A 12,797-nucleotide genomic window follows, 5' to 3' on the forward strand; every position below is an offset into this window, starting at 1 on the left:
CTGATGCCCAATCATGTCCACCTGGTTCTGGAACCGGCCGATGAGGGCGGTCTGTCCCGGGCGGTGGCGCAGGCGCATCAGCGCTATACCCGACATATCAATGCGCGCGAGGGATGGACCGGTTATCTCTGGCAGGGGCGGTTTTCATCCTGTGCGATGGATGAGGCGCACGCGCTGACGGCGGTGCGCTATGTCGAGCTCAACCCGGTGAAGGCGCGGCTGAGCCCGCGTGCGCAGGACTGGGCGTGGTCAAGCGCGCGCTATCATCTCGGCGGCTGGACGGACGGCCTGACGACGGCAATCGAATATCTGGCGCGCGTGCCTGACTGGCGCCGATATCTTGCGGACGAATTGAGTGCAGAGGAAGAGGCGCGGCTGGGATATTTCACCGAGACGGGCTATCCGATGGGCGCTCCGGACTGGCTGGCCGGGCTGGAGACGAAGTCGTCGCGTCCACTACGCCCCCGCGCACGTGGACGCCCGCGTCTGGACAAGGAATAAATGGTGTGTGTCCCTGTTTTTTCGCGTCTGGACAAGGAATAAATGGTGTGTGTCCCTGTTTTTTCCGTCATGTTCGAGAAACTTGTTCAGTGTTCTGAACCGAGCAAACTAACAAAAGTGGGGTGAGCGTGCGTAGGTCATTCGCAGATCATATAGATTTTTGTCTTGAAGAAATTGCTGATTTTGAAGGAGGAATTTCTACTCAAGCTAGCGATAATCCGCCTGCGCAAATTTCGCTCTTTTCCTATTTGCGAAGGTTTCGATTCGAGCTCGCTTTGTTGCGGTGGCGTCAAGGCGAGATTGCCGCGAGTGTGAGTGAGTTTGAGAAATGCCTCGAAACATATGAAATTCAGAAAGAGCTGGCGAAATCGAGTAGTAAGGCATTGGTCGAGTTTGAGCGCACATATAGAGATCAAATCGCGTTTGTTTACTATGCAGCCCTCTTTACTGGGAGGGAGGTGAGCAAGCTTGTGCCGGGAATAGATTTCATAAAGCGCGATGCAACAACACTCGACGGCATGGACAGCCTCATGTCCGAAGCTCTTCTTTTTGAAGATGAGGTTGACTGGGGAGCAGTCATTCGTGACATGCGGCGGGCGGCGAACGATGTCTATACAAAGCACTATGCGTTTTACGCGGATCTGTTGCAGAAGAAGAAAGTCGTAGCAGCAGACCTCGAAAAGCATCTCACTCTATTCCTCGAAAGAAAAACCCACAGTGGGTTCGAAGAGGCTCATTTAATGGGGGGAGGAGAGTACAATGAGTACATACCGGACTATCGCCTCGCCGCGATCTTGATGAGATATGCGCCAGACGCAGAAGGCCCGCATGCTTGGAAAAGGTCGGGGGTGAATAAATTGGGGCTGACACATTCTCTCTGATCTTTCGGCCCCTCCGACAAGTGACGGAGCGCGAGTTTGCGGCCCGAAAAATGTGTGTGCCCCATTTTTCCGAAAAGGTAGCTGAATTGCGGTTCGTAGACTCTTACACCGACACAGACGGTCAGTACTCGCTTGGCCGTGACTCAGAAACGTCAGATTACTACCTGTCGATACCTGTCTCCAACAGGTTGGTTGACTACGAAGAGTATTATCGCCTGTCCCGAGACCTGTTTGGTGTTTTTCTGCAGGATCGATCTAAAGCCCTTGGGTTTGCGGATCGTTGCCGCGCGAGAGAATGTGATGATCTGCTCATACTGCAACCAGGTGCCGATCGGGGGGAGCCGCGGTAGTCGAGGCTTCGAAGCCGGCCTCCGGTGCCCAAGGAACGCAGTTCCTACAACCCCAAACCCCTCGACAAACCGCTCCCCAACCTTCGTCGGGACCACCCCACCACCCCAAAATCCCGCCCTCCAGGTGCAAGTGACACCTCCAGCTCCTTGTCACGGCGCGCAGAAGTCGTCTAACTGGCACAAACCTTCCTGACTGGACGAATTTCCATGCGCCTTTCCCGCTATTTCCTGCCCGTACTGAAGGAAACCCCTTCGGACGCCCAGATTGTTTCTCACCAGCTGATGCTGCGCGCCGGCATGATCCGCCAGCAATCCGCGGGGATTTATTCCTGGCTGCCGCTGGGCATGAAAGTACTCAAGAAGGTCGAGCAGATCGTGCGCGAGGAGCAGAACCGCGCCGGTGCGGTGGAAATGCTGATGCCGACCATCCAGTCCGCTGATCTGTGGCGGGAGAGTGGTCGTTATGACGATTATGGCCAGGAGATGCTGCGCATCACCGACCGGCATGAGCGCGAGATGCTGTTCGGGCCGACAAACGAGGAGATGATCACCGAGATCTTCCGCTCCTATTGCCGGTCCTACAAGGATCTGCCGAAAATGCTCTATCACATCCAGTGGAAGTTCCGCGACGAGATCCGTCCGCGTTTCGGCGTCATGCGCGGCCGCGAATTCCTGATGAAGGATACCTATTCCTTCGATATCGACGAGGCGGCGGCGCGCCACTCCTATAACCGCATGTTCGTGGCCTATCTCAACACGTTTGCGCGCATGGGCCTCAAGGCCGTGCCGATGCGGGCCGATACCGGTCCGATCGGGGGTGACCTGTCCCACGAGTTTATCGTCCTGGCCGAAACCGGCGAGAGCGAGGTCTTCTGTCATGCCGACCTGGTGGAAATGGCTGTTCCGGGGGCGGATGTGGATTTCGAGGGAGATCTCCAGCCGCTGGTGGATCAGCGCACCGCGCTTTATGCCGCCACCGAGGAAATGCACGACGCGGATGAATTCGCCAAGGTTCCCGCCGACCGCCAGCTGTCCGCGCGCGGCATTGAAGTCGGCCACATCTTCTATTTTGGCACCAAGTATTCCGAGCCGATGAAGGCCATGGTCATGCACCAGGACCAGAAAGAACACGCGGTTCACATGGGCTCCTATGGTGTTGGCGTGTCGCGTCTTCTCGGCGCGATCATTGAAGCGCATCACGACGATAAGGGCTGTATCTGGCCGGAAAGCGTCGCACCGTTCGGGGCGGGCATTCTCAACCTGCGTGCCGGCGACGACGCGGCGGATACGGCCTGTGAGGATGCTTACGCCAAACTGTCGGCGGCCGGGCTCGATCCGCTTTACGACGACACCAAGGAACGTCCGGGCGGCAAGTTCGCGACCGCTGACCTGATCGGCCTGCCGTATCAGCTGGTGATCGGTCCGCGCGGCCTTAAAGAGAACAAGGTTGAGGTCAAGATCCGTCGTTCCGGTGAGACGCATGAGATGTCGCCGGAAGACGCGGTCAACCGTCTCGCAGAAGGTGCCTTCTCGAATGGATAATCCTGCCGCCGGCAAGACGTCTGGCGCATTGCCGTTCAGCCCGTATGAATTCATGATTGCGGGGCGTTTTGTCGGCGCAACCCGCAAGGATGGCGGCGTCGCGCTGATTGCGATTATCTCCTTCATCGGCGTGGCCCTGGCCGTTGCGGCCCTGATCACCGTCATGTCGGTCATGAACGGCTTTCGCACCCAGCTCTATGAACAGCTGCTCGGTGCGCAGCCACATGTCTATGTCGATGCCCGAGTAATGACGCCCGATGACGTGTCCGAGCTTGTCGTCGAGCTGGAAGCCATGCCTGGCGTTGAAAGCGCCGACCCGGTTGTCCAGGGGCAGGTCATGGCGGTGTCTGATCGTTATGAGACCGTGATCCAGGTGCTCGCCGTGGAACCCTCCGATCTCGCACAGATGGAACTGGTGACGCAGGGCGAGACAGCCGGCAGCCTGACGGGGATTATTGCAGGCTCTCTGGGGCGTTTTGGCAGTGGGCGTTATGGCGGCAATGGCATCGTGCTCGGCCGCGGCGTCGCCCGCCAGCTCGGCGTCAGCATTGATGACCGCGTGACCTTCATCACCACCGCCATGCGCAACACGCCGGCGGGAAGTATCCCCACGCAGAAGGCCTATTATGTCGACGCCATCATCTCGACCGGTGTCTCAACCATTGATGATGCGCTGGCCTTCATGCCGCTGGAGCAGGGCAATCTCTTTTTCCAGAAAAACGGGGTGGTGGACCTGATCCAGATCCGTCTGGATGATCCGATGTTGTCGGCCAGTTTTGTGGCGCCCATCCAGGAACGCGCCGGGGTGAATTCCTCGGTCTTTGATTTCACAGGCCAGAACCCGGCGTTTTTTGATGCCCTGCAGATGGAGCGCTCGATGATGCGGCTCCTCCTCTCTGTGGTGATCGGCATAACCGCGATGAACATCATCGGCGGGCTGGTCATGCTGGTGAAGGTCAAGAGCGGTGACATCGCCATCCTGCGCACGGTGGGCGCGACGCGCGCCTCGATCATGCGGATCTTCCTCCTGGTCGGCGCGACGATCGGCATGCTGGGTACGCTTTGCGGGATCATCCTGGGCGTCGTTCTGGTGCTCAATATCGGGCCGATCCAGGATGTTCTGAACGCGCTGACCGGTGGTCCGGTATTTGATCCGTCGGTCTATTATCTCTACCGGATCCCGGCCGAGCTCGATGTCGGCGAGATCTTCTTCGTTTCCATTTTTGGCCTGATCATGTCCCTGGCTGTCACGGTCATCCCGGCCTGGCTGGCCTCCCGTCTCGATCCTGTGGAGGCGCTTCGTTATGAGTGATGCCGTTCTCGAACTGCGCGATATCGAGCGGACCTATGTCACCGAGGCTGGCAATCTGACGGTCCTGCGCGGGGCCAGCCTGACGCTGAACCCGGGAGAAATTGTCGGCCTGATCGGGCCCTCCGGTTCCGGCAAGTCCTCCCTGTTGCATGCTGCGGGGCTGCTGGAGCGCCCCGACGCCGGGGAAGTGGTCATTGCGGGTGAGAACACCCGAGAACTCTCTGACCGCGGACGCACGGCGCTGCGCCGCTCTGAGGTCGGATTTGTCTACCAGTTCCACCACTTGCTGCCTGAGTTCGACGCGCTGGAAAACGTCGTCCTGCCACAGCTCGTAGGCGGCAAGGGTGTGCGCACGGCACGCAAGCATGCCACCGAGCTTCTGACTGGGCTCGGTCTCGGCGAACGCCTCACGCACGCGCCGTCTCAATTGTCCGGCGGTGAGCAGCAGAGAGTCGCCATCGCACGTGCCCTGGCCAATGAACCACGGGTACTGCTGGCGGATGAGCCGACGGGCAATCTTGATCCGGCGACGTCGGAGAGCGTCTTCCTGGCGCTTCAGTCCGCCGTGAAGGAGAGGGGCGCTGCGGCTCTTATCGCCACGCACAATCACCAGCTGGCAGAGCGCATGGATCGCGTTGTCACGCTGGATAACGGTCGCCTGACGGCCTTCGATCCGGCCTGACTGCGGAACAAATCTGGAACAAAAATTCGAATCAGGTGTTGACGGCGGCCTTTATCGTCGAATAGAACAAATCAGGAACATTGGTTTGGGAGGGCGATATGCGCCGCATGATTCAAGATATGTCCGCTGCTACTGCAATTCTTGGCTTCACCTGGATGATCACGATGTGGGGCTCTATTTTAGGCGCGTCCTGATCGCGCTAGTCTGCCAGGATTCGAGCGTCGCCTAGCGGCGCGGGTCCGGGCACTCAGGAGATCAACATGGACAAGAAGCTTCCCTTTGTGCATCTGCGCGTCCGGTCTCCTTATTCGCTCCTAGAAGGGGCGATCCGCATTCCCAAAATGGTCGATGCCTGCCAGGCCTATGGCATGCCCGCCATCGCGCTGACCGATACGAATAATCTTTTCGGTGCGCTGGAATTCTCCGAGAAAATGGCCGAGGCCGGGATCCAGCCCATTGTCGGCATCACCCTCTCGGTCCGTGTGTCTGACCCGCATCCCGGAGAGCGCGCAGAACCGGATGGCACGCTGGCGCTCTACGCCCAGAATGCCGAGGGTTATCTCAACCTCATGGCGCTGACCTCTGCCGCCTTCCTCGATGTGGACGGCGCGGAGGAGCCGCAGGTCGCGCTGGACAATGTGCTGGAACATAGTGCGGGTCTGATTGCGCTGACCGGCGGGCCTGACGGGATTCTCAACAAGTATGTTGTGACTGGACGAGAGGCGGAAGCGGCTGATGTGCTGGGGCGATACCAGGTGGCATTCGGAGATCGTCTCTATGTCGAACTACAGCGCCACGGTCTGGCCGAAGAACTGACCGCCGAGGACTGGCTCGTCGACGAAGCTTATGCCCGTGACCTGCCACTGGTCGCCACAAACGAGGCCTTTTTCCCGGACCAGGGCATGCACCGCGCCCATGACGCGCTTCTGTGCATTTCCGAAAGTACCTATGTCTCGGTCCAGGAGCGGCGCAAGGTCACCGCAGATCACCATCTCGCCACGCCGGACGAGATGCGGGAACGCTTCAAGGACTTGCCCGAAGCGCTTGAGAACACGATAGAAGTCGCCAGTCGTTGTGCCTATCGTGTACGCACGCACCCGCCCATCCTGCCCAGTTTTGAAACCGCCGAGGGCCGGGACGAGGCGGAGGAACTGGTCGCCCGCGCCCATGACGGTCTGACCGACCGTATTGCCGCGGGGCAGGCAAATTCCCTGCCGGAAAGCGAGTATCGCGAGCGCCTGGATTTCGAGCTCAACATCATCAAGCAGATGGGGTTCCCGGGTTATTTCCTGATCGTCTCGGACTTTATCCAGTGGTCCAAGGAAAACGATATTCCGGTCGGTCCCGGCCGTGGTTCCGGTGCGGGCTCGCTGGTGGCCTATGCCCTGACCATTACCGATCTCGATCCCTTGCGGTTTGGCCTCCTGTTCGAGCGTTTCCTCAACCCCGAACGTGTTTCCATGCCCGACTTCGACGTCGACTTCTGCCAGGAACGGCGCGGCGAAGTGATCCGTTATGTGCAGGACAAGTATGGCCACGACCGGGTCGCCCAGATCATCACCTTCGGAACACTCCAGGCCCGTGCCGTGGTGCGCGATGTTGGGCGTGTGCTGCAATTGCCGTTCGGTCTTGTCGACAAGCTCGCCAAGCTGATCCCGGCTAATCCGGCCAATCCGGTTACCCTGGCCGAGGCGCTCAATATCGAGCCGCGCCTGAATGAGATGCGGGCCGAGGACCAGGCCGTCGACAGCCTGCTGGAAGTGGCGCTGAAGCTGGAAGGCTTTTTCCGCAACGCCTCCACCCACGCCGCCGGTGTTGTCATCGGTGACCGCAAGCTGTCCGAACTTGTTCCGCTCTATCGCGATCCGCGTTCCGATATTCCCGCCACCCAGTTCAACATGAAATGGGTGGAGCCGGCCGGTCTCGTGAAATTCGACTTTCTCGGACTGAAAACCCTGACGGTGATCGCGCGGGCGCTGGGCTATATCGCGTCAGCGGGCAAGGAGGTCCCCGATATCGAGGCGGTCAGCCTGGAAGATCGCCCGACGTACGAACTCCTGGCCTCGGGAAATGCCATCGGCGTGTTCCAGCTCGAGAGCTCGGGCATGCGCGATACGCTTAAAAAGATGAAGCCTGACGCGATCGAGGATCTGATCGCGCTCATCTCGCTTTATCGACCGGGCCCTATGAAGAACATCGACGTCTATGTCGACCGCAAGTTCGGCCGCGCCGAGGTGGATTGTCTTCACCCGGACCTGGAAGGCGTCTTGTCGGAAACCTACGGGGTCATCATCTATCAGGAACAGGTGATGCAGATCGCCCAGATCCTGTCGGGCTATTCGCTCGGTGAGGCCGACCTTCTTCGCCGCGCCATGGGCAAGAAGAAAAAGGAGGAGATGGACAAGCAGAAAGTCCGTTTCCTTGATGGTGCCGAAGAGAATGGCGTTGATCGTGCCAAATCCTCGTACATTTTCGAACTTGTTGCCGAGTTCGCCGGTTATGGTTTCAACAAGTCTCACGCTGCGGCCTACGCCGTCATTGCCTACCGAACCGCATTTCTGAAGGCGAACTACCCTGTTGAATTGATGGCCGCGCTGATGTCGCTCGACGCCGCTAACACTGACAAGCTTGCTGCTTTCCACCAGGAAATCCGCCGCATGGGCATCACGGTTCGACCGCCGGATGTAAACGCATCCAATGCCGATTTCTCGGTCGAGGAGGGCTGTGTACGTTTTGCCCTGGGCGCCATCCGCAATGTCGGTTTTTCTGCGATGGAACACATTGTTGCCGAACGCGATGCCAAGGGGCCGTTCAAGGATCTCTACGACTTTGCCGAGCGCATTGATCCACGTCAGGTCAATCGTCGCACGTTCGAAAACCTTGCCAAAGCGGGCGCTTTCGACACCATGGAACCCGACCGGGCCAAGGTCATCGCGTCTGCGGAAATCCTGCTCTCCATGGCCCAGCACACTGCTGAACAGCGCGAGAGCGCCCAGGCCAGCCTGTTTGGCGGCGGTGGTGGCGAGGTCGAGCTACAGCGGCCCAACCTGCCCGAACCTGAACCTTTTACCGCCCAGCAGCGTCTGGACGAGGAATTGTCAGCCATCGGCTTTTATCTCTCCGGCCACCCGTTGGACGATCTGACGGAACAACTGGCAGGCCGCGGCGTAGTGATGTTCGCGGAAAGCACGGGCCGCGTGCTTGAAGGCGCTACGGCCTTGCGATTGAGCGGAGTGGTCCGTCGGCGTCAGGAGCGTGTATCCAACAAGTCCGGCGAACGTTTTGCCTGGGTCACCCTGTCCGACCCGACGGGCGAGTTCGAGGTCTTTGTGGCGCCGGAGCTTCTGCGCACCTCTCGAGACCAGCTGGAAAGTGGTACAGCCGTTCTGGTCAATTGCCGTGTCGATAATCGAGACGAGCAAATCAGCTTCTTTGCTGACCGGCTGGAAGTTCTCGATACCCGGATGGCGGCGCACAGTCTGAAAATCCGTCTCGACGACCCTTCCGCTCTGGCCGGGATCAAGGCGCGGCTCGACCGGGCCAACTCCCGTTCGGATGCCCAACTGGACGCGGCGGTCAATCTGTTCGTGCCGCTGCGCGATGGTGGGGAAGCCGAGATCCGGCTGCCGGGGCGCCATTGCGCTGATGCTGCGGTGCAAGCCGCGCTTCGTGCGGTGAGGGGCGTTGCCAGCATTGATGCGGAGCTGGCGTGATCCGCCCTGGTTCGCATTGATTGAAATGACACCGATCCATCTTAAGCACGCCACCAAAGACGGGCTGGATGGCATTGGCTTTTTTGTTCCGGGCTTTGCCTTGGCAGAGGATCATGATCAAGTGCGCATCAGGCTTGAACGCTCTGCTCGACAAGCGTTTGAACGCCATCGTCTTCGTCATCCGGACATCAAAGGCCAACCGATCATCACTACCGATGGCGTCAGGAAGTGTAACTGGCTCGTTTTCATTGTGCTGCGTGGCAGCAGATTGTTTCCAGTAGGCATGGATTTCACCTGGTATCCTGCTGAAAACGACAGACCAGAGCCCTGATCTGACGATCAATCTCGCTATTCGTTTTCGTGCGGAGCCATGCCGTGCATCTCACCCCTGCATAATTGATAGCACAAAAGCCGGATGAGCCTGCTTGCATTACTCAAAAGAGGTGCCTATAAGCCGCCTCATTACGCACACGGAGCTCCGGCGGGCGCCTTGTCTGCCGCTCCGGTGTCGTTTGTTTGCGCAAGCGACTCCGCTCCGTGGAGGCCAACCGGAAAAGGATACATCGATGGCTCTCCCTGAATTCAGCATGCGCCAGCTGCTCGAAGCTGGTTGTCACTTCGGACACCAGACCCACCGCTGGAACCCGAAGATGAAAGACTACATCTTCGGCGATCGCGCCAACATCCACATTCTTGACCTGTCCCAGACGGTGCCGCTGTTGCACCAGGCCCTGGTCAAGGTCCGCGATACTGCTGCCAAGGGTGGCCGTATTCTCTTCGTCGGCACCAAGCGCCAGGCCTCCGACCCGGTTGCCGCGGCTGCTTCTCGCTGTGCGCAGTACTATATGAACCAGCGCTGGCTCGGCGGTACGCTGACCAACTGGGCCACGATTTCCAACTCCATCGCGCGTCTGCGTGAGCTGGAAGCCATGTTTGATAGCGAAGGCGGTGTTGACGGCCTGACCAAGAAAGAACAGCTGATGCTCACCCGTGAGCGCGAGAAGCTGGAGCGCTCCCTGGGCGGTATCAAGGACATGGGCGGTACGCCGGACCTGATGTTCGTGATCGACACCAACAAGGAAGCGATCGCCATCCAGGAAGCCAAGAAGCTGGGCATCCCGGTCGTTGCTATCGTTGACACCAATTGTGATCCGGACCCGATCGACATGCCGATCCCGGGCAATGATGACGCATCCCGCGCGATCTCGCTGTATTGCGACCTGATCGCCGACGCTGTTCTGGACGGTATGGCAGACAGCCAGCTGGCCATGGGCGTTGATCTGGGTGAAGCAGAAGCTCCGGTTGAAGCCATGCTGGCTGCCGAAGACGCTCCGGCGGAAGAGGCGGCTCCGGCTGCTGAAGCCGCCGAAGAGGCTGCTGCTCCGGAAGCGTCCTCTAAATCTGACAAGACCGAAGCATAAGCTTCGTTAGCAACTCTATTTATTCCAGGAGAATCCGATGGCCGCGATTACTGCTGCTCTCGTGAAGGAACTTCGCGAAAAAACCGGCGTTGGCATGATGGACTGCAAGAAGGCGCTGAACGAGACGGACGGCGATTTCGAAGCCGCTGTTGACTGGCTGCGCAAGAAAGGTCTGTCCAAGGCCGCCAAGAAAGCTGACCGCGTTGCTGCGGAAGGCCTGGTTGCCGTAGCGACCGATGGTGCCAATGGCGCTGTTGTAGAGGTCAACTCTGAAACCGATTTCGTTGCCCGCAACGAAAAGTTCCAGGCTGCTGTTGCCGAGATCGCCAAGCTGGCCCTGACCACCGACGCGACAGTCGAAGCGCTCAACGCTGCGACCCTGCCGTCCGGTGAAACGGTTGAAGCGACACTGACGAACCTGATCGCCACGATCGGTGAGAACATGTCCCTGCGCCGCGTCTTCAAGCTGGACGCCGGAACGGGTGTTGTTTCCTCCTACGTGCACAATGCTGCTGCTGACGGCATGGGCGCGCTGGGCGTTATCGTTGCGCTCAAGTCCGAAGGCGATGCCGGCAAGCTGGCCGAGCTGGGCCGCAAGATCGCCATGCACGTCGCTGCCGGTTCCCCGGCTGTTGCCGTTGCCGTTGATACCGATGGTGTCGACAGCGCGATCGCTGACAAGGAACGCGAAGTGTTCGCTGACCAGGCACGTCAGTCCGGCAAGCCGGAGCAGATCGTCGAGAAAATGGTCGAAGGCCGTATGCGCAAATTCTACGAAGAAGTTGTGCTGCTGAAACAATCCTTCGTCATGGACCCGGACAACACGATTGAACAGGTTCTGGCCAACGCTTCCAAAGAACTGGGCACGCCGGTTGAGATCGTTGGCTTCCAGCGCGTCGCCCTGGGCGAAGGCGTTGAGAAGAAAGAAGAAGACTTCGCCGCTGAAGTTGCTGCTGCAACTGGCCAGGCCTAAGTCAAAAACAGCCAGCGCCGGAGCTTTTCAGCTCCGGCGCTTTCTGTATGCTGCCAGACCGTGACCGACTCAGCTTCCTCCACGCCATCAGGCGCCAGCAATCCGCCGCAATTCCGGCGGGTTCTTCTTAAGGTTTCCGGTGAAGCCCTCATGGGCCGCCAACAATTTGGTATCGACCTGGAAACCGCCAATCGTATCGCGCAAGAAGTCAAACAGGCCGTCGAAGGCGGCACCGAGATGTGCCTCGTCATCGGCGGCGGCAATATCTTTCGGGGATTGTCTGGCGCCGCCAAGGGCATGGACCGCACCGCTGCCGATTATATGGGCATGCTGGCGACGGTGATGAATGCCTTGGCCATGCAAACCGCTCTTGAAAGCATTGGTGTTCAGACCCGTGTGCAGTCGGCCATACCGATGACCACTGTGTGCGAACCCTATATCCGTCGCCGCGCCACGCGGCACATGGAAAAGGGGCGTGTTGTCATCTTTGCTGCCGGGACCGGAAACCCGTTTTTCACTACCGACACGGCTGCTGCGTTGCGCGCCGCCGAGATGGGCTGTGATGCTCTGTTCAAGGGCACCCAGGTCGACGGTGTCTATACGGATGACCCGAGGACGAATTCGGACGCGGAACGTTATGATAAACTCGATTACCTCGATGTCCTGACCCGCGACTTGCGCGTGATGGATGCCTCGGCCGTGACGCTGATGCGCGAAAACCGTATTCCGATCGTGGTGTTCAGCATCCATGAACAGGGCGGCCTGGCCAAGGTTCTGGCCGGTGAGGGTGTGTGTACGACTATCGGCAAGGTGCGTTCGCAAGAAACCGCCTGACCGCAACAGAATAAGGGGAGAGACCCATGAGCGATTATGACGAGGACGATCTGAAACGCCGCATGGAAGGCGCGATCGATTCGCTGCGCAAGGAGTTTGCCGGTCTGAGAACGGGACGCGCCAGCGCCAATCTGCTCGACCCGATCAAGGTTGAAGCCTATGGCACGCCGACCCCGATCAACCAGGTTGGCACGGTCTCCGTTCCGGAGCCGCGCATGATTTCGGTTCAGATCTGGGACAAGGACATGGTGGGCGCTGTCGACAAGGCGATCCGTAATTCCCAGCTTGGTCTTAACCCGGTTGTTGAAGGTCAGCTTCTGCGGATTCCGATCCCGCCGCTCAACGAGGAGCGTCGCGCCGAGCTGGCCAAGCTGGCCGGTAGCTATGCTGAGAACGCCCGCGTTGCTGTGCGCAATGTACGCCGCGACGGCATGGATGGTCTGAAAAAGCTGGAAAAGGATGGCACGCTGTCCGAGGACGAACACAAGTCCTTTGCCGACGACGTCCAGAAACTGACGGATGACGCGATCAAGAAGATCGACGAAAACCTGAAGACCAAACAAGAAGAAATCATGCAGGTCTGACGAC

The 12,797-nt window shown here is 59.1% G+C and carries 11 protein-coding genes; all 11 read left to right on the forward strand.

The window, feature by feature from the left end:
- Positions 1-501, forward strand: a 501-nt coding sequence (locus JJ889_RS11455) for a transposase (protein WP_291895208.1), incomplete at its 5' end; no start/stop codon positions are given.
- A gap of 128 nt (positions 502-629) precedes the next feature.
- Entirely contained in the window at positions 630-1,382 is a 753-nt protein-coding gene (locus tag JJ889_RS11460) for a hypothetical protein (RefSeq protein WP_291895210.1), read from the forward strand.
- A gap of 557 nt (positions 1,383-1,939) precedes the next feature.
- On the forward strand, positions 1,940-3,274 hold the full coding sequence (gene proS, locus JJ889_RS11465; protein WP_291895212.1) for a proline--tRNA ligase: 1,335 nt from the start codon (positions 1,940-1,942) through the stop codon (positions 3,272-3,274).
- Positions 3,267-4,586, forward strand: a complete 1,320-nt coding sequence (locus JJ889_RS11470; protein WP_291895214.1) for a lipoprotein-releasing ABC transporter permease subunit — start codon at positions 3,267-3,269, stop codon at positions 4,584-4,586. Before proS ends, JJ889_RS11470 begins: the two co-directional genes overlap by 8 nt.
- Positions 4,579-5,268, forward strand: a complete 690-nt coding sequence (locus JJ889_RS11475; RefSeq protein WP_291895216.1) for an ABC transporter ATP-binding protein — start codon at positions 4,579-4,581, stop codon at positions 5,266-5,268. The genes JJ889_RS11470 and JJ889_RS11475 overlap by 8 nt, the downstream gene beginning before the upstream one ends.
- Positions 5,269-5,528: 260 nt before the next feature.
- Positions 5,529-8,981, forward strand: coding sequence for a DNA polymerase III subunit alpha (gene dnaE, locus JJ889_RS11480; protein ID WP_291895218.1), 3,453 nt, complete (start codon positions 5,529-5,531; stop codon positions 8,979-8,981).
- On the forward strand, positions 8,965-9,312 hold the full coding sequence (locus JJ889_RS11485; RefSeq protein WP_291895220.1) for a hypothetical protein: 348 nt from the start codon (positions 8,965-8,967) through the stop codon (positions 9,310-9,312). The genes dnaE and JJ889_RS11485 overlap by 17 nt, the downstream gene beginning before the upstream one ends.
- A gap of 235 nt (positions 9,313-9,547) precedes the next feature.
- Positions 9,548-10,402, forward strand: coding sequence for a 30S ribosomal protein S2 (gene rpsB, locus JJ889_RS11490; protein WP_291895222.1), 855 nt, complete (start codon positions 9,548-9,550; stop codon positions 10,400-10,402).
- Between the two features lie 37 nt (positions 10,403-10,439).
- Positions 10,440-11,375, forward strand: coding sequence for a translation elongation factor Ts (tsf, locus tag JJ889_RS11495; RefSeq protein ID WP_291895224.1), 936 nt, complete (start codon positions 10,440-10,442; stop codon positions 11,373-11,375).
- A 60-nt stretch (positions 11,376-11,435) separates the two neighbouring features.
- Positions 11,436-12,209, forward strand: coding sequence for a UMP kinase (gene pyrH, locus JJ889_RS11500; RefSeq protein WP_291895226.1), 774 nt, complete (start codon positions 11,436-11,438; stop codon positions 12,207-12,209).
- Between the two features lie 26 nt (positions 12,210-12,235).
- A complete protein-coding gene (gene frr / locus JJ889_RS11505; RefSeq protein WP_291895228.1) occupies positions 12,236-12,793 on the forward strand; it encodes a ribosome recycling factor in 558 nt (185 codons plus the stop codon).
- Positions 12,794-12,797: the final 4 nt, after the last annotated feature.

It is taken from the genome of Maricaulis sp., from assembly GCF_017643475.1.
Lineage (GTDB): Bacteria > Pseudomonadota > Alphaproteobacteria > Caulobacterales > Maricaulaceae > Maricaulis.